A 25,986-nucleotide genomic window follows, 5' to 3' on the forward strand; every position below is an offset into this window, starting at 1 on the left:
CGGGTGACACGGGTGCGCAACCCGGACAATATACCGTAGCCATCCTGAGAGCCCGGGACCCGCGCGGCCCGCGCCGCCCGTCATCCGCTCCGCGCCGTGGCCTAGGGTTGATCGCGGATACGAGGACTCGTTCGGCTTTCGACGGTCCGCGGTCGACGAGAGGAACGGTTCGATGATGAGAGGTGCTTCGGCGCTCGGGCTCGGTGACATCACGACGGAGACCCCGGTCTCCTGGCTGGGCAAGGCCTCGTACTGGTCGCCCACGCACGTCGTCCCGTCGGCCTGGCACGAACACGCCCCCTTCGCCTTCTGGCTCGTGGACGCGCTGCGGCCGTCGAGCTTCGTCGAGCTCGGCTCCCACAACGGCTTCTCCTACTTCGCCGTCTGCGAGGCCGTGCAGCGTCTGGGACTCGACACGAGCTGCTCGGCGATCGACAGCTGGGAGGGCGACGAGCACGCCGGGTTCTACGGCGACGACGTCTACCGGTCGGTCACCGAGATCAACGAGGCCTCCTACACCGGGTTCTCACGACTCATCCGGTCCTACTTCAGCGACGCCGTCGACCAGTTCGAGGACGGGTCGATCGAACTGCTGCACATCGACGGACGGCACCGCTACGAGGACGCCGTGGAGGACTTCGAGACCTACCGGCCGAAGCTCGCGGCCACGGCCGTCGTCATCTTCCACGACACCTTCGAGTTCGAGCGCGGCTTCGGTGTCCATCGACTCTGGGCCGAGCTCTGCGAGCGGTACCCGGACTCGACGTTCCAGTTCGAACACGGGCACGGGCTCGGCGTGCTCGGCCTGGGCGACCTCCCGCAGCCGCTCGTCGACTTCTTCGCCGCCGGACGGGCCGACCCTGATGCGGTGCGCGCCGACTACGCCCGCCTCGGCGCGGTCGTCTCGGCACGGGCAGGCCTGGTGCAGGAGCGGTCGGACGCCCTGGCGGCGGTCGAGCGACAGGAGGCCGAGCTCGGTGCCGTGCGGTTGCACGCGACCCAGCTCGAGATCGAGTTGCAGCGGGCTCGCGACCGCTTCACCGAGGTGACCGACAGCACCGTGTGGCGGGCGACGAGCCCGCTCCGTCGGCTCGTCGACCGTGCCCGACGACGCTGAGCGACCGCCACTGGGCCGGGATCGGCCCGATGTTAGACTCGTCGGGTTAACCCGCCCGACGGAATCGAACGAGGGAATGACCATGACGACGAAACGCCCGACGGCGGCCGAACTGGCAGGCGAGGAACGAGTGCTCGCACTCGTCGACCGGGTGATCGGGCTCGAGGCCGAACTCGCCCGCGCATCGATCTACTTCTCGCCGACGAAGGACGACTTCGACGTCCTCGAGCGCGAGATGCAGGGGCTGCGCCAGCAGCTCGCCGCGGTCCACTCGACCCGCACCTGGAAGGCGGGCCGTGCCGTGCTGGCGCCGCTCCGCATCCTGAAGCGCGGACGCGCCTGACCCGATGGCCATCCCCTCCGCTTCCGGGACGACCGGTGCTCCGCTCGTCTCCTTCCTCGTCATCCGTCCCGACGCCGCCCGCGTCCAGGACCTGCTGGCCTCGCTGACCGGTCAGGCCGACTGGGAACTCGTGCTCGTGGCTCCCGTCGGTACGGTCGCCGACCACCGGTCGATCGTCCGCGCTGACGCCGAGGCGTCCGCCCCGGTCAGCCGACTGATCGAGACCGGGGTCGCCGCTGCCGGCGGCCGGTTCGTGTGCGTCCTGCCGGATGTCGGCGTGCCGGACGACAAGACGATCCAGACCCTCGTCGACTGGCTCGCGCTCGCGCCCGACGCCGCGGTGGTGTACTCCGACGAGTCGGCCGTCCGTCCCGACGGCGGCATCGAGGTGGTCTCCAAGCAGGGGCCCGCGCCGGAGCGGTTGCGCTGCCAGTTCTACTACGGCGACCTCCTGCTGTTCCGCCGCGACACCCTCACCGAGATCGGCGGGCTGGCCCACGACGTGGACGGCGTCGAGCTCTACGACGCCGCACTCCGGTGCGTCCAGGCCGGTGCGGTCACGCTCCACGTGCCCCGTGTGCTGTTCCACGCACCGTCGCGCCGGGACATCGGTGCCTTCCCCGAGGCACGGCTCGAGCAGGTCCGGACGGTCCTCGAACGACACCTCGCCGCCACCGGCGGTGGAGAGGTGCGTGCGGTCGCCGCGGACGGCGTCCACACCACCGTGCGTCCGCTCCACGGCGAGCCGCTCGTGTCCGTCGTCATCCCCACCCAGGCGCGCTTCAGCGCGCCGCTGCGGGCCGGCGGCGAACCGCACAGCTACCTCCTGCACGCCCTCCGCGGCCTCGTGGAACGGACGACGTACCAGAACCTCGAGGTCGTCCTCGTCGTCGACACCGACCCCGAGCCGGCCGTCATCGACGAGGCCCGCGCACTGCTCGGCGACCGCCTCGTCGTCGTCGACTTCGACCTGCCGTTCAACTTCGCGGCCAAGGCGAACCGCGGCGTGCTGAGCGCCGTCGGCGAGTACGTCCTCATGCTGAACGACGACGTCGAGGTCATCACGCCCGACTGGATCGAGTCGCTGCTGCGCCTCGCGCAGCTCCCCGGCGCCGGCATGGCCGGCTGCATGCTCTACTACGAGGACGACACCATCCAGCACGGTGGACACCACTACTGGATGGGGAGCCCGACGCACATCGGCCTGCAGGTCCCGCGCGGTGCGGCCGGATCGCAGCACGCGTTCCAGGTCGAGCGCGAGGTCGGCGGCGTGACCGCCGCCTGCTCGCTGTTCCCGCGATCGGTCTACCTCGAGGTCGGCGGTATGACCACGCTGCTGCCCGGTGCGTTCAACGACGTCGACTTCTGCCTCAAGGTGGCGGAGCTCGGCTACCAGGCCTACTGGACGCCGCGCGCGGAGCTGTATCACTTCGAGTCGAAGACCCGCGATGCACGTGTCCGTGCCTACGAGCTCGAGACCCTCGGACGGCGTTGGCGCCACCGACTCCACCAGCCGCAATACTGGCCATTCCCGGAATAGAGGTCGGTCCGCCGATATGAGATCAGTCATCACCACCTTCAGGAACGCCCTGTCCGTCCTGAAGCACGAAGGTCCCCGCTTCTTCTGGAAGCGCGTCGAACTGAACATCAAGTCGAGGTTCGCGGGGAAGAAGCTCATCCTCCCGGTCAAACTCGAGGACGCCCTCGCCGTCGACTGGACGGAGCCCGGCCCGCAGCTGTCGGACCCGGTCGTCGTCCGCGACCGGAAGTCGCACATCGCCTGGGTGATGTCGCCGCCGAGCGCGACGAGCGGTGGTCACCAGAACCTGTTCCGCTTCATCGACTACGCCGAGCGCGCCGGACACACGTGCAGCGTGTACATCTACAACAGCCTCGGCGTGATCGTCAAGGAATCCGACCTCAAGCAGCTGCTCCGCGAGTCGCCGGCGTACCCCGACGTGCGGGCGCGGGTGCACAACCTCGACGAGCGCGGGGTGGCCGACGACGTCGACGCCATCTTCGCGACGGGTTGGGAGACCGCCTACCCGGTGTTCCGCGATCGGTCACGGGCGCGTCGCTTCTACTTCGTCCAGGACTTCGAACCGGCCTTCTACCCGTCCGGTTCGGAGGCCATCCTGGCCGAGAACACCTACCACTTCGGCTTCCACGGCATCACCGCGGGCGGCTGGCTCTCGAAGAAGCTGCACGACGAGTACGGCATGCCCACCGACCACTTCGACTTCTCGGTGGACCGGACGCACTACAGCCTGACGAACCGCGCGCCGCGCAAGGAGATCTTCTTCTACGCCCGCCCGGTCACCCCGCGGCGTGCGTTCGAGCTGGGGGTCATCGCCCTCGGCGAGTTCGCCAGGCAGCGACCGGACTACACGATCAACATGGCCGGCTGGGACGTCTCGGACTGGGACATCCCGTTCGAGTACAAGAACCTCTCCGGGCTGTCGATCTCGGAGTTGAACCCGATCTACAACCGCTGCGCGGCAGGGCTCGTGCTCTCCCTCTCCAACATGTCGCTGCTCCCGCTGGAACTCATCGCGAGCGGCGTGGCACCGGTCGTGAACGACGCGCCGAACAACCGGCTTGTCTCGGACAACCCCTTCATCGAGTACGTGCAGCCCGCACCCGGTGCGATCGCCAAGCGCCTCGTCGAGGTGGTCTCGCGGGAGGACGCCGTCGAACGCTCGATCGCGATGGCGGACTCCCTGGAGCACACGAGCTGGGACGACAGCGGACGACAGTTCGTCGAGGCGTTCGAACGGGCGATGCGTGGCTGACGCCCTCGTCATCGGTGCGAACGGGTTCATCGGTTCGCACCTGGTCGACGCACTCAAGGCCGACGGACACCGGGTCCGTGCGTTCGATCGGTTTAGCTCACGCGAGCCCAGTTTCGACACCGACGGGGTGGAGATCGTCCGCGGTGAGTTCCTCAGCCGGTCCGACCTCGACGCAGCGGTCGGCGGCATGGACCTCGTGTTCCACTTCCTGTCGACGACGACCCCGGCGACGGCGCAGAACGACCCGACGCTCGACATCCGGACGAACGTCGCGCAGACGGTCGAGATGCTCGAGAGCTGTGCCGCGGCCGGCGTCGGTCACTTCTACTTCGCCTCCACGGGCGGAGCGATCTACGGGGCCCAGGACCGCGCCGAGTACGTCGAGACCGACCCGACGCTGCCGGTGTCGCCGTACGCCATCGGCAAACTGACGATCGAGAACTACCTGCGCTACTTCCAGGCGGTCCGCGGTCTCCGTTCGACGGCGCTCCGCATCTCGAACCCGTACGGCACGCGGCAGCACCACAACAAGAAGCAGGGTCTCATCCCGATCGCGCTCCGACAGATCGCCGTCGGGGAGCCCGTCGTCCGGTTCGGGGACGGCTCGATGGTCCGCGACTACATCTTCGTGAACGATGTCGTCCGCATGATCACGCGCATGGTCGGTCACCAGCACGAGCACGAGGTCTACAACCTCGGGAGCGGACGCGGGCTGACGGTCAGCGAGGTGCTGGCTTCCCTTCGCCGTGTGACGGGGGTGGATTTCGAAGAACAGGTGCGCCCGGTGCCCGTGACCTTCGTCGATCGTGTGGTCCTCGACATCGGGCGGTATGCGGCCGAATTCGGGCGTCCGGGCTTCGAATCGCTCGACGACGGCGTCCGGGCGACCTGGAACGGCATCCTCGAGGAGCGCGACGCCGCGCGATGACGGACGCGCCGATCTGGTAACGATTGTCCGAGACCGGCCGCTGGGCCCGCTACCCTGATTCGGGGTACAACCACCCGCTGAGAGGACACAGGTCAATGAGCGACCGTACGAGGCCGACCTGGCAATACGTCGGGATACTCCTGATCGTCTCATCCGCGCTCGTCGGATGCACGGGACCCACCACGGGGACGTCGTCGCCGTCGCCCACGACTTCGACCCTGGCACCCGGCAACGAGTCGACCGCGAAGGGCGAGGACCCGACCCCCATCCCACCGGAGGCCGTCCTCGTGTTCGCCACCGTCGACGCCGACGGTGCGGCGGTGTCCGCGTCGGCCTACGTCGCCGGCGTCATCGAGAACGGCGGGACCTGCACGTTCACCTTCACCGCGGGGGACGCGGTCGTCACCGCTGAAGCCGAAGGACTCGCCGACCGGGCGACCACCAGCTGCGGCACCGTGCAGGTGCCCATCGACCAGTTCACCTCCGGTCCGTGGAGCGCCTCGGTCAGCTACACCTCAGCCACCATCTCGGAGCTCGCCTCCGCCAGCTCCCCATTGGAGATCCCATGAGACGTCGATTCCCAGCCGTCATGATCGCGGTCATCGCGCTCCTGGCGGGGCTGTTCACGGTGATCCCCACCGCCGGACCGGCGAGCGCGGCCGACGCCCGGAACTTCAACCCCGGCAACATCATCTCCGACGGGCTGTTCTACGACGGTGCGTCGATGTCCGCGGGGGAGGTGCAGTCGTTCCTGAACAGCGCCGTCCCGACGTGTCGTTCCGGGTACACCTGCCTGAAGGACTACCGGCAGGCCACGCCGACACGGGCTGCCGTCAGCGGACGCTGCGCCGCGTACATCGGTGCTGCGAACGAGTCCGCCGCGCAGATCATCGCCAAGGTCGGTCAGGCCTGCGGGTTCAGCCAGAAGGCCATGATCGTCCTGCTCGAGAAGGAGCAGGGGATCATCACCGACGACTGGCCCAGTGCGCGCCAGTACCGGAGCGCGACCGGGTACGGCTGCCCGGACACCGCCGACTGCGACTCGACCTACTACGGCTTCTTCAACCAGGTCTACGCCGCAGCCCTCCAGTTCAAGAACTACCAGGCGAACCCGACCCGGTGGAACCACGTCCCCGGCCGGGTGAACACGGTGCGGTTCAACCCCAACGCCGCGTGCGGGAGCAGCCAGGTCTACATCCAGAACGCGGCGACCGCCGGACTGTACAACTACACGCCCTACCAGCCCAACGCGTCCGCACTCGCGAACCTGTACGGGACCGGCGACGGATGCGGCGCCTACGGCAACCGCAACTTCTGGCGGATGTACTCGGACTGGTTCGGATCGCCGACCGACGTCCCGAACCCCATCGGTTCCGTCGACCAGTTCACGGCGTCGGTCGGTGCGAAGACCGCCACGCTGTCGGTCCGCGGCTGGACCCTCGACTCGAACCGGTCGTCCAGCTCGATCGAGGCGCACGTGTACGTGACCTACCCTGACGGCAGCGTCAAGGGCACCCCGTTGGTCGCGAGTCAGTCGCGGCCGGACGTCGGGGGCGCCTACCCGGGTGCCGGCAACGCGCACGGCTTCTCGACCAACATCGAGGTCACCCAGGGCGGCACCTATCAGGCCTGTGTCTACGGCATCGGGCTGTCGGGCAACAACCGTCTCCTGCAGTGCCAGACGACGGTGGTCTCGCAGAACCCGCCGCTGGGCAAGGTGGACGAGTTCGTCACGACCGGGTCTGGAAGCTCCACCGCGATCAAGGTCCGCGGTTGGGCGCTCGATCCCGACGCCTCGTCGGTCTCCTCGCAGGTCCACGTGTACGTGACGCAGCCGGGCGGCAAGGTCGTGGGGACGTCCCTCGTGGCGAACAAGCCCCGTCCGGACATCGGGGCCACCTTCCCGGGTGCCGGCGCCAACCACGGATTCGAGTTGTCGATCCCCGTCACGACGCCCGGCGTCTACCAGGTGTGCTCCTACGCCATTCCGACGTATTGGAAGAACATCGGCGCGAACCGCCTGCTCGAATGCCAGTCGGCGAACTACGTGAAGGCGTTCCCGAACGGCCAGGTCGATGCCATCGTCGCGGACCAGACGCCGACGGCTCCGGCCATCTCCGTGAGCGGATGGACTTATGACGCCGGCTCGCCCGCTGAATCCATCGGCGCGCACGTCTACATCACGGACCCGAGCGGCGTGACCACGGGGTACTCGCGGAAGGCGGACAAGGCTCGCGACGACGTGAACCGCGCCTTCGGCATCTCGGGCGCGCACGGCTTCCGGGAGTCGTTCCCGGTCAAGGCGACGGGTACCTACACGGTCTGCGTGTACGGGATCGCCGTCTCGCCCCTGAGCGTCGGACTGAACACGCCGTTCCCCTGTCAGACGGTGACCTTCGGGACCACGCCACCGACCGGGGCGTTCGACTCGGCCACGGTGACCCCGACGACCGACGGCAAGGCGACGCTCTCCGTGTCGGGCTGGGCGGTGGACCGTGACCTCGCGGGCACGCCGATCCAGGTCCACTTCTACGTGACGCGGCCTGACGCGACGGTCAAGGGCTTCCCCTTCGTCGCCGACGAGACGCGCAACGACGTCGCCCGTGCCTACCCCTGGGCCGGCGCCAACCACGGTTTCGCCGAACAGATCACGCTCGACCAGAAGGGCACCTACCAGGTGTGTGCGATCGCCATCGGCACGGCATGGTCCAACGTCGGGGCGAACACCTCACTGGGCTGCAAGACCGTATCCTACTGAGAGCGAGTGTGCGGCCTCGCCGCCGCGAGATGATCGCGGTGGCGAGGCCGTCGTGCTGCTGACGCGCCGGATCCGCCTGCCAGGGCCCGGTGCGGGATCCACGACCTGGCACATCGAGGGGGAGGCTGTCCGTGCAGACCGACACGCAGGGGAGATCGGGCGGCGCAGCGCGGCTGTTCCGTCGTCGCGACACCCGGTTCTGGGAGCGCGCTGTCGCCGTCCTCCTGATGGTCGCGAGCGCCGTGCTCGTCGGCGTCCACGTCCCGAAGCACATCGCGGTCTCGCCGATCGACGAGTACATGTACATCGACTACGTGGCCAAAGTGTCCTCGCAGGGTGTCGTCCGGACCGGTGAGGGGGTCAGCGAGTTCGCCCGCGCCTATCTCGCCTGTCACAACGTCCGGAACGTCGGCGGCTGGCCCGAGACGCACTGCAATCCGCAGAGCATCGCCGACCCGAACGGGTTCCCCAACCGCGGCATCACGAGCGCCGACATCTACACTCCGGCCTATTTCGCCATCACCAGGGTGCTCGCGCAGCCGTTCGTGATGGCGGGGGTGGACCTGGTGAGCGCGGCACGGCTCACCGGGATGTTCTGGTTGGCCCTCGCGGCCGTGGCGCTGTTCTTCGCGCTCCGCCGGCTCCTGATCCCGATGATGTTGAGCGCCTCGCTGTCGCTCCTCATGGTGGGCTCCTCCGCGGCGTTCTGGTCCAACACCTTCATCAGCACCGATGCGCCCGCCATGGCGGCGGGTGCCGTCGCCCTGCTGCTGGCACTCCGCGCCTCGGAGCATCGGAGCGCGGTCTGGTGGCTCGCCGGGGTCACCGTCGTCGCCGCGCTGTTGAAGCTGCAGCTCCTGCTGCCGTTCGCGGCCGTCGCCGTGTTCTTCATGTTGCAGCGCCTCAGCGCCGTGCGCGGCCGTCCGCGACCCCTGGCCACCTTCTTCAAGGACCGTCTGGTGCTCATCACCGTCGGCGGTGTCCTCGCGGCGGTCGTCGCGCAGCTCGCCTGGATGGTCGTCCGATCCGCGATCGCCGTCGGGGGCGCCGGAGCCCTCGTCGCGTCGGCGAGCTTCACGCCCTCGGCCCTGGCTGACGAACTGTTCCGCTTCATCCCGGCTCTCGCCGAGGGCGCGCTCGACCCGGCCTCCACCGGGGGAGGGGCGATCATCCCGGTCGGGGTGCTGACGCTCCTGGTCTCCGGTGGGTTGATCGGCCTCTGGGGCTCGTCGCGGGGGCTCTCGACGGAGAGCAACCTCGCCGCGTCGACCATCCTCGTCGCGACGGTCTCCGCACCGGTCCTCGCCGTGGTGTCAGCGGTGCTGACCGGCCAGTACATCGCGCTCGTGCCCCGCTACGGCCTGTCGCTCCTGCCGTTCGCGCTCGCCTGTGCCGGGCTGTTGTTCGCGGAGCGTCGTGCGCTCCGGATCCCGTTCCTGGTGGTCGCCGTCCTCTGCTACTGCCTGGTCCTCACGATCCCGCAGTGACCCGCCTCGCCGGGCGTGGACGATCAGCGGGGTGGGTCGAGGCGTGACGGCCGGGCGAGGCCGCGTCGCGCGCGATCGAGACCGTCGAGCCGTTCGATCTCCGCCGTCTCCTGCCGTTCGGCGGGGGTGACGAGGAGGTCGTCGCGGGAGATGTCCGCCCCGGCTGAGCGGATGAACAGCCGCCGCAGGACCAGCACCGTGAGCGCGGACCCGATCGCGTAGATGAGGGCGAGCGACTTCCACCCGAACGGTGGCTCCCACCCGTCGTTGAAGAACATCTCCGACAGGCTGCCGTTCGCGCCGACGATGTAGCGCCGAAGCACCATCACGAAGGCCAACAGGTGCCCGATGAAGAGGAAGGCGTACCCGCCGGTCACGAAGTGACGGACGCGTCCGTCCGCCCCGAGACCGGCGTCGTCGAGGGCGAGGCCGGCCACGATGAGCAGGCAGAGCAGCATCGCGAGCGTGTACCGGCCCTGCCAGATGAACCCGTATTGGGCGTAGACGCCCAATTGGGTCAGCCCGGGGATGAGCACGGTCACCGCGAGGAGGACCCACAGGGCCCACTTCGTGCTGCGTCGTCCCCAGAGGAAGGCGACCGCGAGGATGAGGACGATCCCGGTCGTCCAGGCGGCCAGGGTGAGCGACGGTGAGCTCGTGTCGACCCATCCGAAGAAGCCGATCATCCCGAACATGAAGTCGAACGTCTGCAGTTCGGTGAAGAAGAACACGAAGGCGAGGCTGACGGGGCTCACGGCGCTGGCCGGTGACGGTGCAGCGAGCGTCGGCGGGGTGAGATACCAGAGGACCGTCACGCCGCCGACGAGGGCGATGGCCACGATGAGCACCCAGGCGGTCGGAGACCGGAGGACCCGGAGCACCTGTTCGCGCCGACCGAGCAGCAGGGCGACGACCGCGATCACCAACAGCCAGAGCAGGGAGATGCTCCGCGTCGTCAGGAGTGCCGACGCGGCGACCAGGGCGAGTCCCGCCTGCTCCACCAGTCGACGCCCACGCAGCGATCCCCGGAAGGTGGCGAGCAGCGTGGCGAAGAGGGCGCCGGCCGACGCCACCTCGAGGCCGTTCGGATTGATCGATCCGGCGAGGTACACGACCATCGGTGTGATGCCGACGACCGCGCCGACGACCGCCCACCGGAAGCGGGGGAGCAGGGTCAGCTGCATGAACATGACGGCGAGCGAGGCGGCACAGAGCAGGGCGCTCACCATGCGCATGCCGTAGAACGCGGCGTCGCCGTCGAGCAACAGCGACGGCCATCCCACGAGGGCGTAGAAGGCTGGACTGTTGAGGCCGGCGGACGACCCGGTCTGCACGAGGGTCTGATCGGTGTCCCGGAGCGGGGTCTGGCAGTCCGCGGTGACCTCGGCGTCGAACGCGAAGCACAGGAGGTCGTGGGCGTTGGCGATGTTCTCGGGCACCGTCGCAGCGGTGAGGGTCGGGTTCTTCGACCACGGGACGGCGACGACCTCGCCCCTGGCGACGGCGGCGGCGCGGATGGCGTGCGAGGGCTCGTCCGGGACCGAGCCGATGGGGGAGGCGAGAGCCCACAGCGCCATCGGCAGCAGGAGGGCGACGAAGGCGACGAGGAAGGTCAGCCAGCGCCGACGTTGCCACGAGGTCTCGGTCGACTCGAGATCGGTCGGGGCCTGGAAGGTCGGGGCCATTGCGGTCGTTCCTATCGGTGGCGTGTGAGCATGCTGCGACTCATCGGGCCGAGTCGAGACCGCTCGCAATCCTACCGGGGGCGCCGCCCGGACCCGCTGACGACGGGCCGTCGTTCGCCGCAGCAGGAGGGCTGCCGGGGTATTCTGGCCTGCAGGCCGCGGATCGTGCGCCCGCGCCCGCCCGGGCGGCTCCGACCGAATGGATGGTATGACTTCGACGACGAACGTCCCGTTCGATCAGCCGGGGCGCCGCAGCGACCGCCGTGGCTTCCTGCGCGGCGGCCGCGTCTCCCTCTCGGAGGGGCTGAACGGGCATCGGAACGCCCTGGGCGTCCTCCGCCTGATCCTCGCGTCGATGGTCATCTTCTCCCACGCGTTCCCCACCGGCGGATGGGGAGAGGACCCGTCGAAGGGCTGGACCAACGGGCAGGAGACCATCGGCGGATTCGCCGTCATCGGCTTCTTCGCGATCAGCGGTTACCTCATCGCGAAGAGCGGTGCCTCGGCGGACATCCTGCAGTTCCTCTGGCGCCGGGGCCTGAGGATCTTCCCCGCGTTCTGGGCGGTCCTCTGCGTCGGCGCCTTGATCGTCGGACCCATCGCGTGGCGGATGTCCGGCAACGGCCTCCGCGACTACATCGGCTCTGGTCCGATCATGTACATCTTCCAGAACGCCGATCTCAGCATCCGCCAGTGGGGTGTGTACGACGTGTTCCAGACGACGACCCCGTACGGCCGGACGGTCGGGTACAGCGTCTTCAACGGCTCGCTGTGGACGCTCGCGCTCGAATGGGGCTGCTACCTGCTCGTCGCCGCACTCCTCGTCCTCGGTGTGCTCCGACACCGGAGGTGGGTCGTGCCCGCGCTCGCCGGTGCGTTCTGGGTCCTGTCGATCGTCAACAGCCTGGCACCGCAGATCGTCGGGATGGTCGCCCCCGCGCTCGCCGATCCGAACAAGATCAAGCTGACGCTCGTGTTCCTCATCGGGGCGTCGTTCGCCGTCTACTCCAAGCGGATCCCCCTCAACGACCTGCTCGGCGTCGCCGCGGGCGTCGTGGTCGTCGTGACCCTGCTGACCGTCGGTTGGGTGCAGATCGGGTACCCCGCGTTCGCCTACTTCGTGCTCTGGCTCGCCGCCCGACTCCCGAAGCGGGTGCAGTGGATCGGCGCCAAGAACGACTACTCCTACGGGATGTACGTCTACGGCTTCCTCGTGCAGCAGTTCACGGCGTTCCTCGGGTGGAACACGCTCGGGTACTGGCCGTGGGTCGGCCTCACCATCCTCGTCACCGCGGCGTGCGCCTGGTTGAGCTGGCACGGGATCGAGAAGCGGGCCATGGCCCTGAAGGACTGGGGTCCCGGTCGGGGGATCGGCTGGCTCGCCCCACGAGGCGTGTCCGCGTCCGTCGAGCCCGGCCCGGGCCGTCCAGTACCATCGAATGTCGAATCGCCTACAGCTAAGGACACCACGTCGTGACTGCTTCAACCCTCGGAACCGTCCTGGTGACGGGAGGCGCCGGCTTCATCGGCTGCGCGCTCTCGCACAAGCTGGCTGCGGCCGCCGACCGCTGGGTCGTCATCGACACGCTCCACCCGCAGGTCCACCCGAGCGCCGAGCGCCCGGCCGACCTCCACGAGGCCGCAGAGCTCGTCGTCGGTGACGTCACCGACGCCGCCGCCTGGGACGCGCTGCTCGCGGACATCGCCCCCGACGTGATCGTGCACCTCGCCGCCGAGACCGGCACGGCGCAGTCGCTCCACGCGGCCACGAGCCACGCCCACGCGAACGTCGTCGGAACCACCGAGATGCTCGACGCCCTCGGGCGTGCCGGGCAGGTGCCCGCGCACTTCGTCCTGTCCTCCAGCCGTGCCGTGTACGGCGAAGGCCAGTGGCAGCGGACGGACGGCACCGTCTTCGAGCCCGGCCAGCGGACGCACGCCCAGTTCGAGCGTGGCGAGTGGGACTTCCCGGAGGCGACCCCGCTGCCCAGCCGGGCTGCGGTCACCATGCCTGCCCCGACGAGCGTCTACGGGGCGACCAAGCTCGCACAGGAGCACATCCTCGCCGCGTGGACCGCCGCGCACGACGCGAAGCTCACCATCCTCCGGCTGCAGAACGTCTACGGTCCGGGACAGTCGCTCATCAACTCCTACACGGGCATCGTGTCGCTGTTCTCGCAGCTGGCGATGGACGGTGGAACGATCCAGGTGTACGAGGACGGCCGGATCGTCCGCGACTTCGTGTTCATCGACGACATCGCCGAGTCGTTCCGCGCCGTCATCACGGCCGGACCCTCCGCCGACGTGTCCCGCTTCGACATCGGCTCCGGTGTCGGCACCACCATCCTCGAACTCGCGCAGGCGATCGCGGCGTACCACGGCGCACCGGCACCGGTGGTCAACGGCATGTACCGCGACGGCGACGTCCGACACGCCGAGTGCAGCATCGAGGATTCGCTCGCAGGCCTCGACTGGGCTCCCGCGTGGGACGTCACGCGCGGGGTCGCCGCCCTCCAGGAGTGGATCGCCGCCGAGCGTGGCTCCGACGTCCGGGGATAACGGCTTGCCCGAGAAGGTCGCGCGCCGACGACCGAACGGCGCCGTCCTGATCCTGCTGGCGACCGCGATCGGTGGCGGTGCGGGGTACGTGCTCCAGGTCCTGACCGGTGTCGCCCTCGGCACGGCGGCCTACGCCTCCTTCGCCGTCTTCTGGTCGGCGCTCTACCTGCTGGTGAGTGCGCTGTCCGGCGTGCAGCAGGAGGTCGCTCGCGCCGCGCACCCGCTCGACCCCGCCGCCGACGTGACAGGCCGTCGTGCCCCCGTCGTCCGCGACTTCACCGTGATCGCCGCCGCGCTCGTCGCCGTGGTGCTGGCAGCGTCGGCCTGGATCTGGGTGGGGGCGGTCTTCCCGACGAACGGCTGGTCGCTCGTCCTGCCGCTCATCGTCGGCGTCTCGGCCTACCTCGTCGTGGCGGCCGTCTCCGGCGTCCTGTACGGACTGTCGTTCTGGGCCGCTGCGGCCGCCATGACCATCGTCGACGGCCTGCTGCGGTTCGGGATCGTCGGCCTCATGCTGCTCGTGACCTCGGACACCGCGGTGCTGGCCTGGGGCGTGGCTGCACCGTTCGTCATCACTCCGGTCGTGGTGTGGATCGCCGTCCGGCGCGGAGTGGTCGGCCGCTTCGGGATCGACGTGGGGCCGCGGGAGCTCGGCTGGAACGTCCTCCGCACGGTGGTGGCCGCCGCTGCGACCGGTGTCATGGTCAGCGGCCTGCCTCTGATGATCCAGGCGACGGGGGACACGGTGTCCGCCGACGCGTTCGGCTCCCTCACCTACGCCATCACGCTCACCAGGGCACCCGTCGTGATCGTGGTGCTGGCGTTGCAGAGCTACCTCGTCGTGGTCTTCCGATCGCATGCGGCCGCCGTCCTCGGCTGGGTCGCCCGCCTGTCCGCCCTGGTGGTGGTGGGGGCCGGTCTCCTCGCCCTGCTCGCCTGGTGGCTCGGGCCCTGGGCCCTGTCCGTCCTGTTCGGCCGACCGGACGTCCTCGCGGGCGGCACGATCGCGCTCCTCGTCGCCACGGCCGGGCTCGTGGGCGTCCTCTGCGTCACCGGAGCGGCCACCCTGTCGCGTGCCCAGCACGGTGCCTTCGCCGGTGGGTGGATCGTGGCGGCGGTCGTGACCGTCGGGGTGCTCCTCCTCCCGATCGGCTTGCACGAGCGCACGATCCTGGCACTCACCGTCGGTCCCTCGGCCGGCCTGTTGGTCCAGGGTGCCGCGCTGCTCGGTCGCCGTCCGACCGTCGCGCAGCCGGAGTCGCCGGAGCGCCCGCCGCGCTCGTGAGCGCCTGACCGGCCTCGGCCCGGATCAGCCCCGGCCGTCGGTCGGTGCGTCGCCGCTGCGGAACTCGGCGAGCCGCTGTTCGAGCGCCCGGATCCTGAGGTCCTGCAGGGCACTCTCCTCGGCGAGCGTCCTGCTGCGGTTCTCGAGGGTGGTGAGCTCCGAGCTGTGCTGGATGCTCACGAGGAAGAGGATGAGGATGCTCACGAAGAAGACGAGGTTCGTCGGGATCTCCACGCCGATGACCCCGGCCGCCCAGACGAGGACCTGCGGGAACACCCCGATGATGAGGGCGAGGAGGCCGGCGATCAGCCACCAGATGGCGTGCCGCTCGCGGAGCTGGCGTCGCCGCAGCATCTCGATGACGAGACCGAGGGTGAAGAGCGCGGCGACGATGCCGAGGAGGTAGGTGCCGAGGGGGATCACGCGGTCACCACCCCGTCGTGCAGCGCGACGGGCGGTCGGATCAGCGCGAAGACGAGCGCGAGTCCGGCGCGGGCGAGATAGCGCGCGGCCTTGAAGGGATTGTGCGACGGGGTTCCGCCGGCGCGTGGGCGCATCGCGACGGGGACCTGTCGGATGACGCAGCCCGAGCGCGCGGCGATGACGAGGGACTCGATCGTGTCGCCGAGGTATTCGGCCGGGTAGTGCTCGGCGAAGAGCCGGACGGCTCGTGGGCCGGTCGCCCGGAATCCGCTCGTCGTGTCGGTGAGTTTCGTCCTGGCCACACCGCTGAGGACGCCGGACAGCACGACCATCGCCCATCGGCGCGGGCCGCGCACGGCGTAGTCGCCCTCCCCGGCGAAGCGGGCACCGAGCACGAGGTCGGCGCTCTGGAGCTCCTCCACCAGCCGGACCACGCCGGAGGGGTCGTGCTGGCCGTCGGAGTCGACCTGGACGACGTTCCGGTACCCGTGGGCAAGGGCGTACTTGAAACCGGCGCGCATGGCACCACCGACACCGAGGTTGAAGGGCAGCTCGGCGACGATCGCACCGGCGGCCCTGGCTTCCGCCGTCGTCGCGTCGGTCGAGCCGTCGTTGACGACCAGCACGGCGACGCCGGGCAGCTTCGCATGGACCTCGCGGACCACGGCGGCGACCGAGGCCTCCTCGTTGAGCGCGGGCATGACGATGAGGGTGCCGTCGAGGGAGATCGTCATGTGCGGAATCCTAGCAATCGGAGGGTGCGGCGTCCGGGAGGTGGGGCCGCGTCAGACGCGCGCGAACACGTGCTCGAGGAGCGCGCGGCGTCCACTCGCGTTGCGGGCACGGAGGGCGGCGGGCAGTTCGCTGAGGGCGTTGGCGCGGGAGGTCCAGTGGTTGGCGGCAGCTCGGGCGGCGCGGTTCCAGCCCCTGGCCGAGAGGTCTCGTCGTGCCTCGCCGAAGAGGGTCCGCTCCTGCCGGAACTTCGACCCGTCGGGGCCGGTGACGGCGGACACGCTCTGCGAGTGCCGACGGTAGGAGAAGCAGACCTCGTCGTCGAGGACGAGGCTGCCGCCGTCCTTCGTGATCTCGAGGAGCATGGCGAGGTCCTGCACGACGTCGAGGTCGAGCCGGAACTCGTGCTTCCGGAGCGCCTCGACCCGCCAGACGAGCGAGGGGAAGTACGTCCAGTTCCCGCGCAGCAGGCTCGTCGCGAGCGGCTCGCCCCGGTATTCGCGGGCACCGGTGCCGGAGAAGCGGTACATCGCCTTGATCCGATCGGCCAGCGGCGTGGAGGGCTCACCGTGCTCGTCGATGACGGCCACCCCCGGCTGGATGATCGACGCGTCGGGGAAGGCCGCGATGAGCTCGCGCACACGGCGGACGTAGTTCGGCTGCATCACGTCGTCGCACCCCATGATGACGGAGAACTCGCCGGTCATCAGGGAGACGCACTTGCGGTAGTTCTTCGACGGTCGGAGGTTCACCTCGTTGCGCAGGTAGGTGATGCGCGGATCGCCGAGGGCGACGGCCCATTCACCGGGCGCGAGGTCCGGGTAGACGTCGTCGACGATCGTCAGCGTCCAGTCGGGGTCGGACTGCGCGAGGACGCTCTCCACCGCCGACCGGAAGTGGTCGAAGCGGCCGTAGAAGGGCATCATGATGTCGAGCGTCACTCCGGTAAGCTAGCAACGATTCTCGGGCAGTGCGGAATTCTTCGACGATCTCCCGGCCCGAACAGACGCATCGATCCAGAGCGGAACCCCATGACTGAGACCCCCGTGAAGAAAGCCGTCATCACCGGTATCACCGGCCAGGACGGCAGCTACCTCGCCGAGCTGCTGCTCGCGAAGGGCTACGAGGTGCACGGCTTCGTGCGCCGTGCGTCGACCTTCAACACGGGTCGCATCGACCACATCTACGACCCCGAGGCGACCCACGACGGTTCGCCCCGCCTGCAGCTGCACTTCGCCGACCTGGCCGACGGCTCACGCCTCGCCACCCTCCTGGCGGAGATCCAGCCGGACGAGGTCTACAACCTCGCCGCCCAGTCGCACGTGCGGGTGAGCTTCGACGAGCCCGAGTACACCGGCGACACGACCGGCATCGGCACCGTGCGTCTGCTCGAGGCCATCCGACAGGTCGGCCTGCACTGCCGCTTCTACCAGGCGTCGAGCTCGGAGATGTTCGGGGCGACCCCGCCGCCGCAGAACGAGGAGACGCCGTTCTACCCGCGCTCGCCCTACGGCGTCGCGAAGGTCTACTCGTACTGGATCACGCGCAACTACCGCGAGGCCTACGGCATGTTCGCCGTCAACGGCATCCTCTTCAACCACGAGTCGCCCCGCCGCGGCGGGACCTTCGTGACCCGGAAGATCACGCGCGCCGCCGCACGGATCGCCGCCGGCCAGCAGGACTTCCTCTACATGGGCAATCTCGACGCCGTCCGCGACTGGGGATACGCGCCGGACTACGTCGAGGGCATGTGGCGGATGCTGCAGGCGGACGAGCCGGCCGACTTCGTGCTCGCCACGAACACGGCGTACACGGTCAAGGACTTCCTGCAGTTCTCCTTCGAACGCCTCGACCTCGACTGGGAGAAGTACGTCAAGTTCGACGAGCGCTACCTCCGACCCACCGAGGTCGACGCCCTGATCGGCGACTACGCCAAGGCGGAGTCGATCCTCGGGTGGACTCCGAAGGTGCTCCCGCCTCGCCTCGCCCAGATCATGGTCGACTCCGACGTCGCCGAGCTCGCCGCGTCCGGCAAGCCGTACATCGACACCGCGGAGGTCTAGGCGCGGTGCGCGTCCTCCTCACCGGTGGCGCCGGCATGCTCGGCTCGAGCATCGCCGAGGTCTGGCCGACGCTCCGCCCGGACGACGAGCTCGTCGTGGCGACCCGTGCCGACGCCGACCTCACCGACCGGGCGGCGGTCGCGGCGCTCATCGAGCGGACGGCACCGGACGCGATCGTGCACACGGCGGCCAAGGTCGCCGGCATCCAGGCGAAGCTCCAGCGCCCCACCGACTTCCTCCTCGACAACCTGCTGATCGACACCTCCGTCATCAGTGGCGCCATCGCCGCGGGTGTCCCTGAACTGCTGTACGTGTCGAGTGCCGCCATCTACCCGGAGGGACTGCCGCAGCCGATCGGCGAGGACGCGCTGCTCCGCGGCACCCTCGAGGGCGCCAACGAGGGCTATGCGCTCGCGAAGATCGCCGGAACGAAGCTGTGCGAGTACGCGAGTCGTCAGTACGGTTTCGCATATCGGGCCGCTGTGCCGAGCAATCTGTACGGTCCGGGCGACGACTACACGCACGGGCAGGCGCATCTCATCGCGGCCGCCCTCGGCAAGGTCCACGCCGCCGTCACGAGCGGCAGCGACGAGGTCGAGGTGTGGGGCGACGGCACCGCCCGTCGCGAGTTCACCTACACGCCGGACCTCGCCGCCTGGCTCGTCGGCCAGCTCGGTTCACTCGCCGCATGGCCGGTCACCCTGAACCTCGGGCCCGGCGTCGACCACAGCATCACCGAGTACTACGAGGCCGCCGGCCGCGCGGCCGGGTTCACGGGCCGGTTCCGCTACGACGCCTCCAAGCCCTCCGGCGTGCATCAGCGCCTCCTCGACTCGACCGCGGCCCGCGCGCTCGACTGGAACCCCACCACCCCGCTCGCAGCCGGCGTCGCCGCGAGCTACCACGCCTATCTCGCAGCTCAGGAGCCCCAGACATCATGACCGACGACACCTTCGACTCCGGTTTCCCCCTCGCCACCTCCTCCTGGGACGCGGCCGAGTACGCCGCCATCCAGCGCGTCGTCGACAGCGGGCGCTTCACGATGGGGCCGCTCGTCGCCCAGTTCGAGCGCGACTTCGCCAGTGCCTTCGGCGCCGGGTTCGGTGTCATGGTCAACTCCGGATCGAGCGCGAACCTCCTCGCGATCGCCGCCGCCGTCCTCGACGAGCGCGTCGACCTCCAGGCCGGCGACGAGGTGCTCGTCCCCGCGGTGTCGTGGGCCACGACCTACTACCCGCTCCAGCAGTACGGGCTCATCCCGAGCTTCGTCGACATCGACGTCGACACGCTCAACGTGGACCTCAGCCTCGCCGAAGCGTCGATCACCCCGCGCACCAAGGCAATCTTCGCGGTCAACCTGCTCGGCAACCCCAACGACTTCGCCGCGCTCACGGCACTCGCCGAGCGTCACGGGCTGCTGCTCATCGAGGACAACTGCGAATCCCTCGGCGCGAAGGACGACGGCCGCTTCGCCGGCACCGTCGGTTCGATGGGGACGTTCAGCGCCTTCTTCTCCCACCACATCTCCACGATGGAGGGCGGGATGATCCTGACCGACGACGAGGCCACGGCGCAGATGCTCATCTCCCTCCGCGCCCACGGCTGGACGCGTGGTCTCCCCGAGCACAACGCGGTCCACGACAAGTCCGGCGACGAGTGGGACGACCTCTTCCGCTTCGTCCTGCCCGGGTACAACGTCCGTCCACTGGAGATGTCGGGTGCCATCGGGATCGAGCAGATCCAGAAGGTCCCGTCGCTCATCGCGGGCCGCCGTGAGAACGCCGCGTACTGGACGGAGCGGTTCGCCGACCTCGACTCCGTGCGCATCCAGCGGGAGCAGGGCGAGAGCAGCTGGTTCGGCTTCTCCCTCGTCCTCGAGGGGTCCCTCGCCGGTCGCCGTTCGGAACTCGTGCGGGCCTTCGCGGCAGCGGGGATCGAGTCGCGTCCCATCGTCGCCGGCAACTTCACGAAGAACCCGGTGATGAAGTACCTCGACGCCAAGGTGCCCGCCGAGCTCCCCGCGGCGGACAAGATCCACGACGACGGACTCTTCGTGGGCAACCACCACTTCCCGGTCCACGCGGGTATCGACCGCGTGTACGACACGGTGGCCAAACTCTCCTAGGCTGGGTCTGCGCGGTCGTCCCACCGGTCCGCAGCAGCTTCCGTTCCACCGTCCACCTCTTCCCCCGACCGACGAGGACTGTGCACCGTGACCCAGCCGATCGACGCGCCCACGAACGACACTCTGAGCCTTCCCGAGGCGGCCGCGCGGCTGCTCACCGTGAAGGCGGTGCTGTTCGATCTCGACGGCGTCATCACCCCGACCGCCGAGATCCACATGCACGCGTGGGCGAAGCTCTTCTCCGCGGAGCTCGTCGCGCGCGGGATCGCCGAGCCCTACACGGACGCCGACTACTTCCAGTACATCGACGGCAAGCCGCGCTACGACGGGGTGCGGGCGATGCTCGCCTCCCGCGGCATCGTGCTCCCGGAGGGGTCACCGACGGACGCTCCTGAGCTCGAGACCGTCTGCGGCCTCGGCAACCGGAAGAACTCGGTGTTCACGGCCGTCCTCGAGGAGGACGGCATCGCCCCCTATCCCGGGTCCGTCGCGTTCCTCGACGCCGTCGAGCGCGCGGGGCTCCAGGTGGCGGTCGTGTCCAGCTCCAAGAACGCGGAGGTCGTGCTCCGGGCTACCGGGCTGCGCGACCGCTTCGGGGTGGTCATGGACGGCGTCGTCGCCGCGCACGAGGGGATCGCGGGGAAGCCTGCGCCCGACACCTACGTCGAGGCCGGTCGTCTCCTCGGCTGCTCGCCCGCCGAATGCGTCGTCGTCGAGGACGCGCACTCCGGCGTCCAGGCCGGTCGCAGCGGCGACTTCGGGCTCGTGCTCGGGGTCGACCGCGGGATCGGACACCAGGCCCTGATCGACGCCGGTGCGGACGTCGTGGTCGACGATCTCGACGAGCTCGTCGCCCCGCTGCTGGCGGCCGCATCGACCACACCCCAGACCCCCACGGCCCCCCACGACCCCTCCGAGGACCAGGCATGAACCACATCACCAGCGACCCGCTCGACCGCCACCGGTTCCCGCTCGACGACTGGGCGCTCGTCGAGACGCACGTCGACGCGGACGACGAGGGCACGACCGAGACCCTGTTCGCGCTCGGCAACGGCTACCTCGGCTTCCGCGGCAACGTCGAGGAGGGCCGCGACGGCCACGTCCACGGCACGTTCATCAACGGATTCCACGAGACCTGGCCGATCCGCCACGCGGAGGAGGCGTTCGGCTTCGCCCGCGTCGGTCAGACGATCGTCAACGCGCCCGACACGAAGGTCGTCCGCCTCTACGTCGACGACGAGCCGCTGATCCTGAACGACGCCGACCTCCTGAGCTTCGAACGCCGCCTCGACTTCAAGACGGGTGTCCTCAGCCGTGAACTCGAGTGGCGGACGCCCTCCGGCAAGCGGGTGCACATCCGTTCCCGGCGCGTGGTCTCCTTCACGGACCGCCACCTTGCGGTCCTCGACTACGAGGTCACGCTCCTCGACGCCGACGCCTCACTCGTGCTCTCCAGCCAGATCATCAACCGGCAGGACCGCCAGGACGACTACCTCACGAACGCCCCGGAGCCCGGCATGGGCGACCCGCGCAAGGCCGAATCCCTCACCGAGCGTGTGCTCCAGCCTCGGTACAAGCTCATCGACGGCCCGCGTGCGATGCTCGGCTACCAGACGACGAACTCCGGCATGACGATCGTCGCGGGTGCCGACCACACCATCGAGACCGACAACGAGTACGAGGTCTCGACGCACATCGAGGCCGACCTCGCGAAGCACGTCTACACGATCCGCGGCCGCGCCGGTGTCCCGACGAAGCTCACGAAGATCATCAGCTACCACACCTCGAACGCCGTCCCGCCGAAGGAGCTCGCCGACCGCTGCGCACGCACGCTCGACCGCTCGGGCGAGAACGGCATCGAGTCCGCCATCCGCAACCAGGAGCTCTGGCTCGAGGACTTCTGGGCGCGCTCGGACGTCGAGGTCCACGGGCAGCCGGCCGTCCAGCAGGCGACCCGGTGGAACCTCTTCCAGCTGGCTCAGGCGACCGCACGCACCGACGGTGGCGGCGTCGCGGCCAAGGGCGTCTCCGGCTCGGGCTACGGCGGCCACTACTTCTGGGACACCGAGATCTACGTCCTCCCGTTCCTCAGCTACACCGCACCGCTCGTGGCCAGGAACGCCCTGCGGTTCCGTCAGAACATGTTGGACGCCGCCCGCTCCCGCGCCACCGAGCTCAACCAGCACGGCGCGCTGTTCCCCTGGCGGACGATCAACGGGCTCGAGTCGTCCGCGTACTACGCCGCCGGTACGGCGCAGTACCACATCGACGCCGACATCTCCTATGCCCTCCGGCAGTACGTCGCGGCGACCGGCGACGAGGACTTCCTCGCCAGGGGCGCCGTCGACATCTTCGTCGAGACGGCGCGCATGTGGGCCGACCTCGGCTTCTGGCGGGCCAACGGCAAGGACTCGTTCCACATCTACGGGGTCACGGGCCCCGACGAGTACACGACGGTGGTGAACGACAACCTCTACACGAACGTGATGGCGCGGTCGAACCTGCTGTCGGCGGTCGAAGCCGTCGAGCGCCTGCGGGCCGACGACCCGGCGTCCTTCGGTCGCCTCGTCTCGCGACTGTCGCTGGACGACGCCGAGATCGCCGAGTGGCAGCGCGCCGCCGAGCACATGCACATCCCGTTCGACAAGCGGCTCGGCATCCACCCGCAGGACGCCCAGTTCCTCGAGAAGGAACTGTGGGACCTCGACCACACGCCGCCGGAGCACCTGCCGCTGCTGCTGCACTTCCACCCGCTCGTCATCTACCGGTTCCAGGTGCTCAAGCAGGCGGACGTGGTGCTGGCGCTGCTCCTGCAGGGCGACCACTTCACCGATGAGGAGAAGCTCGCCGACTTCGACTACTACGACCCGCTGACCACGGGCGACTCGACCCTGTCGGCGGTCGTGCAGTCGATCATCGCCGCGGAGGTCGGGTACCAGCGACTCGCGCTGAAGTACTTCTGGTCGGCGCTCTTCGTCGACCTCGCCAACCTGCACCGCAACACCCCGGACGGCGTGCACGTCGCGTCGACCGGTGGCGTGTGGAGTGCACTCGTGCTGGGCTTCGCCGGCATGCGCGACCACGGCGGCGTCATCTCGTTCTCGCCGCGGCTCCCGGTGGACTGGCAGGGGATCACCTTCCGCCTCACCGTCAAGGAGACGCGGGTGCGGATCTCCGTCCGTCGCACCGAGATGCGCTTCACCGTCGAGGAGGGCGACTCCGCGTCGTTCGTCGTCGCCGGCGGCGACGTCCTCGTCGAGGCCGGCACCACGGTGACGGTCCCGCTCGACAACCAGGGTCCGCACCTCGTCGGCGAGCCGAGCGCCAGCGACATCGAGGGCAGCCGTCGCGCCGACGGATCGCTCATCACCGTGTCGATGCCGACGATCGCGCTCGGCCCCGCGGACACCGAGTCCATCCCGATCATCCAGCCGCAGTCCGAGTAACCGATGACCGGCTCGGTGGACGACCGCTTCGGCGGGTCCGTCCGCCGGGCCGGTCGCGGCGTTACGCCCGGAGTGCCGCGCGGAAGGTCTCCAGGGTCTCGGTGGCGGTGCGCTCCCAGGAGAACCGCTTCGCCTGCTCGAGTCCGGCCTCGGCCAGCCGCTGCATCTCGTCGGGCCGGGTCACCGCGGTGCGCATGACGCCGGCGATGCTGTCGAGGGAGTTCGGGTCGAGGTAGAGCGCGGCGTCGCCGCAGACCTCGTGGTAGACGGGGATGTCGCTCATCATGACCGGGAGACCGACCATCATCGACTCGAGCGCGGGAAGGCTGAACCCGTCGACGAACGACGGCATCGCCATGATCGTGGCGCGGCGGTACAGCTCACCGAGCTCCTCGCTCGTGAGCCAGCCCTGCAGCTCCACCCAGTCCTGCATGCCGGTCTCGTCCACGACGGCCTGCAAGGGGTCCTCACCGTGGCTCCCCGTGATCACGAGGCGCGGGCGTTCGTGTTCAGCGAGGAGCGGCAGCGCGCGGATCAGGCTCGCCCAGTTCTTGTGCGGGCGCCGGTTCCCCGTCGCGAGGACGAAGGGGCGCTCCTGGTCGGGCTCGCGGGCACCGTCGATGGTGGGCATCGTGCCGGCGAGCGGCACCAGGTCGATGCGCGCGCGGGGCACCCGGAGGTACTTCTCGATCTCCGCGCGGGACACCTCGCTGATCGTGAGGACCCGGGTCGCGTTCCTCGAGGTGAGGCGTTCCATGACCTTGACGGGGGCGGTGTACAGCGGCGTGGTCATGAGTTCGGGGTTGCTCCAGTAGAGCATGTCGTGCATGGTGACGACCGACGGCATCGACGACCGGGCGGGGCCGAGGGTCGCGGGGGAGTGCATGAGGTCCGCGCCGTGTCGTCGCGCCTGCCGGGCCACCTGGAACAGTTCGCCGAACGCCCAGACGAAGCGGTTCTCCCCGCTGATGCCCGTGTCCACCATCTCGCCGGGGAACCAGGAGTGGTCGAGCCGGTAGCCCTCCGAGCTGATGAGCCCCACGAACTCGAATTCACTGCCCTGCCGACCGATCTCGCGGTACAGCTCGCGGGCGTAGGTCTCCATACCGCCCTTCGTGCCGGTGTAGGACAGGAGGTCGACGGCTACGCGGGGCATAAGGCACGAGGATAGCAGCGGGACGAGCGGGATAGGCTGGTGGGCGGTCCGGTGAGCGGTGAGGAGCGGGTCCATGCCACAAGCACCAGTCGACGAGCGGGTCTCCGTGGCGCTCTGCACCTACAACGGCGAGGCGTACCTCGCGGAACAACTGGCCGGCATCACCGCGCAGACGGTGCTCCCACGCGAGATCGTGGTCAGCGACGACGGGTCGACCGACGGGACGCCCGCGATCGTCGAGCGGTTCGCCGCGGTGTCGCCGATCCCCGTCAGATTCCTGCGGAACCCTGAGGCGCTCGGCGTCACGCGGAACTTCGAGGGCGCCATCCGGGCGACCGTCGGTGAGCTCGTGGTCCTCTCCGATCAGGACGACGTCTGGCGGGCCGACCGGGTCGAGCGGGCGCTCGCGGCCTTCGACGCCCGCCCGGAACTCCAGCTGGTGTGCTCCGACGCCCGGCTCGTCGGTGCGGACGGGTCGCCGCTCGGGACGACGCTCTTCGCGTCGCTGTCCATCGGTTCCGAGGAGCGGCAGCGCATCCGCTCCGGCGATGCGTTCGACGTCCTCCTCCGGCGCAACCTCGTGACCGGCGCGACGGTGATGTTCCGTCGGGAGGTCTTCGACGCGGCGGCTCCGTTCCCGTCGCCCTGGGTCCACGACGAGTGGCTGGCCATCGTCGCCGCGTCGCGGGGTCCGATCGAACTGCTGGACGAGCCGCTCGTCGACTACCGCCAGCACGGCGCGAATCAGATCGGTGTCATCGAGCCGACGCTGCGGTACAAGGTCTCGCGTCTCCTGCAACCCGGGCGGCAGCGGAACCGCGACATCGCGGATCGCATGGTCGGCCTCGCCGCCTGGCTCGCCACCGCAGGGGGATCAGCGCCGCTCGCCGATCCGGGGGCCGTCGGGGCGAAGGCCGCCTTCGAAGGCTTCCGTGCCGATCTGCCGTCGGCCAGGTGGCGACGGATCCTGCCCGTGCTGCTCCGCGCGCCACGCGGCGAGTACCAGCGGTACGCGAGTCAGGGCGTGTTGGACATCGCGCGCGACCTGCTCCAGCCTGCCTGAGTGCGGCGCCTCCGGGTGGCTGTC

At 69.4% G+C, this 25,986-nt stretch carries 22 protein-coding genes; 17 read left to right on the forward strand and 5 right to left on the reverse strand.

Going from position 1 to position 25,986, the window contains the following annotated elements; translation table 11 throughout:
• Positions 1-172: 172 nt before the first annotated feature.
• The 8 genes from ASE44_RS15210 (at position 173) to ASE44_RS15245 (ending at position 9,425) form a co-directional block, all read left to right on the forward strand.
• Positions 173-1,117 (forward strand): class I SAM-dependent methyltransferase, encoded by a 945-nt coding sequence (locus tag ASE44_RS15210; protein ID WP_056012798.1) that lies wholly within the window; start codon positions 173-175, stop codon positions 1,115-1,117.
• An 82-nt stretch (positions 1,118-1,199) separates the two neighbouring features.
• Entirely contained in the window at positions 1,200-1,460 is a 261-nt protein-coding gene (locus ASE44_RS15215) for a hypothetical protein (RefSeq protein WP_157580017.1), read from the forward strand.
• A gap of 4 nt (positions 1,461-1,464) precedes the next feature.
• The gene (locus tag ASE44_RS15220; protein ID WP_056781646.1) at positions 1,465-3,000 is read left to right on the forward strand and encodes a glycosyltransferase; all 1,536 of its coding nucleotides are present in this window, start codon (positions 1,465-1,467) and stop codon (positions 2,998-3,000) included.
• Positions 3,001-3,016: 16 nt separating this feature from the next.
• Positions 3,017-4,252 carry a hypothetical protein gene (locus ASE44_RS15225; protein ID WP_056781649.1) on the forward strand — a complete coding sequence of 412 codons (1,236 nt, stop codon included), beginning with the start codon at positions 3,017-3,019 and terminating at the stop codon, positions 4,250-4,252.
• Positions 4,245-5,180 carry an NAD-dependent epimerase/dehydratase family protein gene (locus ASE44_RS15230; RefSeq protein ID WP_056781650.1) on the forward strand — a complete coding sequence of 312 codons (936 nt, stop codon included), beginning with the start codon at positions 4,245-4,247 and terminating at the stop codon, positions 5,178-5,180. Before ASE44_RS15225 ends, ASE44_RS15230 begins: the two co-directional genes overlap by 8 nt.
• A 95-nt stretch (positions 5,181-5,275) precedes the next feature.
• Positions 5,276-5,749 (forward strand): hypothetical protein, encoded by a 474-nt coding sequence (locus ASE44_RS15235; protein ID WP_056781652.1) that lies wholly within the window; start codon positions 5,276-5,278, stop codon positions 5,747-5,749.
• Entirely contained in the window at positions 5,746-7,938 is a 2,193-nt protein-coding gene (locus tag ASE44_RS15240) for a hypothetical protein (RefSeq protein ID WP_157580018.1), read from the forward strand. Before ASE44_RS15235 ends, ASE44_RS15240 begins: the two co-directional genes overlap by 4 nt.
• A 131-nt stretch (positions 7,939-8,069) precedes the next feature.
• The gene (locus tag ASE44_RS15245; RefSeq protein ID WP_056781656.1) at positions 8,070-9,425 is read left to right on the forward strand and encodes a hypothetical protein; all 1,356 of its coding nucleotides are present in this window, start codon (positions 8,070-8,072) and stop codon (positions 9,423-9,425) included.
• Positions 9,426-9,448: 23 nt separating this feature from the next.
• On the opposite strand, the gene ASE44_RS15250 is transcribed toward ASE44_RS15245, so the two are convergent.
• Complete coding sequence (locus tag ASE44_RS15250) at positions 9,449-11,110, reverse strand: DUF2142 domain-containing protein (RefSeq protein WP_056781658.1); 1,662 nt, start codon at positions 11,108-11,110, stop codon at positions 9,449-9,451.
• Between the two features lie 208 nt (positions 11,111-11,318).
• Here ASE44_RS15250 and ASE44_RS15255 point away from each other — a divergent pair, with 208 nt between their 5' ends.
• From ASE44_RS15255 to ASE44_RS15265, 3 genes are read left to right on the forward strand one after another with little or no spacing between them, the layout of a single operon-like run.
• Positions 11,319-12,587 carry an acyltransferase gene (locus ASE44_RS15255; protein WP_056781660.1) on the forward strand — a complete coding sequence of 423 codons (1,269 nt, stop codon included), beginning with the start codon at positions 11,319-11,321 and terminating at the stop codon, positions 12,585-12,587.
• A complete protein-coding gene (locus ASE44_RS15260; RefSeq protein ID WP_056781662.1) occupies positions 12,584-13,669 on the forward strand; it encodes an NAD(P)-dependent oxidoreductase in 1,086 nt (361 codons plus the stop codon). Before ASE44_RS15255 ends, ASE44_RS15260 begins: the two co-directional genes overlap by 4 nt.
• Positions 13,670-13,673: 4 nt before the next feature.
• Positions 13,674-14,954, forward strand: coding sequence for a hypothetical protein (locus ASE44_RS15265; RefSeq protein ID WP_157580019.1), 1,281 nt, complete (start codon positions 13,674-13,676; stop codon positions 14,952-14,954).
• Between the two features lie 24 nt (positions 14,955-14,978).
• Here the strand turns inward: ASE44_RS15265 and ASE44_RS15270 are convergent, their stop codons facing one another.
• Genes ASE44_RS15270 through ASE44_RS15280 form a run of 3 tightly spaced genes read right to left on the reverse strand, consistent with a single transcriptional unit; the run spans position 14,979 to position 17,050 of the window.
• Positions 14,979-15,377, reverse strand: coding sequence for a DUF2304 domain-containing protein (locus ASE44_RS15270; protein WP_235522662.1), 399 nt, complete (start codon positions 15,375-15,377; stop codon positions 14,979-14,981).
• Complete coding sequence (locus tag ASE44_RS15275; protein ID WP_056012766.1) at positions 15,374-16,111, reverse strand: glycosyltransferase family 2 protein; 738 nt, start codon at positions 16,109-16,111, stop codon at positions 15,374-15,376. The genes ASE44_RS15270 and ASE44_RS15275 overlap by 4 nt, the downstream gene beginning before the upstream one ends.
• A 51-nt stretch (positions 16,112-16,162) precedes the next feature.
• The gene (locus ASE44_RS15280; RefSeq protein ID WP_056012764.1) at positions 16,163-17,050 is read right to left on the reverse strand and encodes a glycosyltransferase; all 888 of its coding nucleotides are present in this window, start codon (positions 17,048-17,050) and stop codon (positions 16,163-16,165) included.
• Between the two features lie 90 nt (positions 17,051-17,140).
• Here ASE44_RS15280 and gmd point away from each other — a divergent pair, with 90 nt between their 5' ends.
• The 5 genes from gmd to ASE44_RS15305 all read left to right on the forward strand — a co-directional run bounded on the left by gmd (position 17,141) and on the right by ASE44_RS15305 (position 23,743).
• Positions 17,141-18,172: a GDP-mannose 4,6-dehydratase gene (gene gmd, locus ASE44_RS15285; RefSeq protein WP_056781665.1), complete on the forward strand. Its 1,032-nt coding sequence runs from the start codon at positions 17,141-17,143 to the stop codon at positions 18,170-18,172.
• A gap of 5 nt (positions 18,173-18,177) precedes the next feature.
• A complete protein-coding gene (locus tag ASE44_RS15290) occupies positions 18,178-19,113 on the forward strand; it encodes an NAD-dependent epimerase/dehydratase family protein (RefSeq protein WP_056781666.1) in 936 nt (311 codons plus the stop codon).
• Positions 19,110-20,297 carry a DegT/DnrJ/EryC1/StrS aminotransferase family protein gene (locus ASE44_RS15295; protein ID WP_056781668.1) on the forward strand — a complete coding sequence of 396 codons (1,188 nt, stop codon included), beginning with the start codon at positions 19,110-19,112 and terminating at the stop codon, positions 20,295-20,297. The genes ASE44_RS15290 and ASE44_RS15295 overlap by 4 nt, the downstream gene beginning before the upstream one ends.
• A gap of 87 nt (positions 20,298-20,384) precedes the next feature.
• Positions 20,385-21,227 carry an HAD family hydrolase gene (locus ASE44_RS15300; RefSeq protein WP_369817203.1) on the forward strand — a complete coding sequence of 281 codons (843 nt, stop codon included), beginning with the start codon at positions 20,385-20,387 and terminating at the stop codon, positions 21,225-21,227.
• The gene (locus ASE44_RS15305; protein ID WP_056012753.1) at positions 21,224-23,743 is read left to right on the forward strand and encodes a glycoside hydrolase family 65 protein; all 2,520 of its coding nucleotides are present in this window, start codon (positions 21,224-21,226) and stop codon (positions 23,741-23,743) included. Before ASE44_RS15300 ends, ASE44_RS15305 begins: the two co-directional genes overlap by 4 nt.
• 61 nt (positions 23,744-23,804) lie before the next feature.
• On the opposite strand, the gene ASE44_RS15310 is transcribed toward ASE44_RS15305, so the two are convergent.
• On the reverse strand, positions 23,805-24,899 hold the full coding sequence (locus ASE44_RS15310; RefSeq protein ID WP_056781670.1) for a glycosyltransferase family 1 protein: 1,095 nt from the start codon (positions 24,897-24,899) through the stop codon (positions 23,805-23,807).
• Between the two features lie 73 nt (positions 24,900-24,972).
• Here ASE44_RS15310 and ASE44_RS15315 point away from each other — a divergent pair, with 73 nt between their 5' ends.
• The gene (locus ASE44_RS15315; RefSeq protein ID WP_056781672.1) at positions 24,973-25,962 is read left to right on the forward strand and encodes a glycosyltransferase family 2 protein; all 990 of its coding nucleotides are present in this window, start codon (positions 24,973-24,975) and stop codon (positions 25,960-25,962) included.
• Positions 25,963-25,986 lie beyond the last annotated feature (24 nt).

Source organism: Plantibacter sp. Leaf1, from assembly GCF_001421315.1.
Taxonomy (GTDB): Bacteria; Actinomycetota; Actinomycetes; order Actinomycetales; family Microbacteriaceae; genus Plantibacter.

Excerpts from the sequence above, each read along its gene's own strand:
- ASE44_RS15210 (WP_056012798.1), top strand. The coding sequence starts at position 173 with ATGATGAGAGGTGCTTCGGCGCTCGGGCTCGGTGACATCACGACGGAG.
- ASE44_RS15215 (WP_157580017.1), top strand. The coding sequence starts at position 1,200 with ATGACGACGAAACGCCCGACGGCGGCCGAACTGGCAGGCGAGGAACGA.
- ASE44_RS15220 (WP_056781646.1), top strand. The coding sequence starts at position 1,465 with ATGGCCATCCCCTCCGCTTCCGGGACGACCGGTGCTCCGCTCGTCTCC.
- ASE44_RS15225 (WP_056781649.1), top strand. The coding sequence starts at position 3,017 with ATGAGATCAGTCATCACCACCTTCAGGAACGCCCTGTCCGTCCTGAAG.
- ASE44_RS15235 (WP_056781652.1), top strand. The coding sequence starts at position 5,276 with ATGAGCGACCGTACGAGGCCGACCTGGCAATACGTCGGGATACTCCTG.
- ASE44_RS15240 (WP_157580018.1), top strand. The coding sequence starts at position 5,746 with ATGAGACGTCGATTCCCAGCCGTCATGATCGCGGTCATCGCGCTCCTG.
- ASE44_RS15250 (WP_056781658.1), bottom strand. The coding sequence starts at position 11,110 with ATGGCCCCGACCTTCCAGGCCCCGACCGATCTCGAGTCGACCGAGACC.
- ASE44_RS15255 (WP_056781660.1), top strand. The coding sequence starts at position 11,319 with ATGACTTCGACGACGAACGTCCCGTTCGATCAGCCGGGGCGCCGCAGC.
- ASE44_RS15275 (WP_056012766.1), bottom strand. The coding sequence starts at position 16,111 with ATGACGATCTCCCTCGACGGCACCCTCATCGTCATGCCCGCGCTCAAC.
- gmd (WP_056781665.1), top strand. The coding sequence starts at position 17,141 with ATGACTGAGACCCCCGTGAAGAAAGCCGTCATCACCGGTATCACCGGC.
- ASE44_RS15295 (WP_056781668.1), top strand. The coding sequence starts at position 19,110 with ATGACCGACGACACCTTCGACTCCGGTTTCCCCCTCGCCACCTCCTCC.
- ASE44_RS15305 (WP_056012753.1), top strand. The coding sequence starts at position 21,224 with ATGAACCACATCACCAGCGACCCGCTCGACCGCCACCGGTTCCCGCTC.
- ASE44_RS15310 (WP_056781670.1), bottom strand. The coding sequence starts at position 24,899 with ATGCCCCGCGTAGCCGTCGACCTCCTGTCCTACACCGGCACGAAGGGC.
- ASE44_RS15315 (WP_056781672.1), top strand. The coding sequence starts at position 24,973 with ATGCCACAAGCACCAGTCGACGAGCGGGTCTCCGTGGCGCTCTGCACC.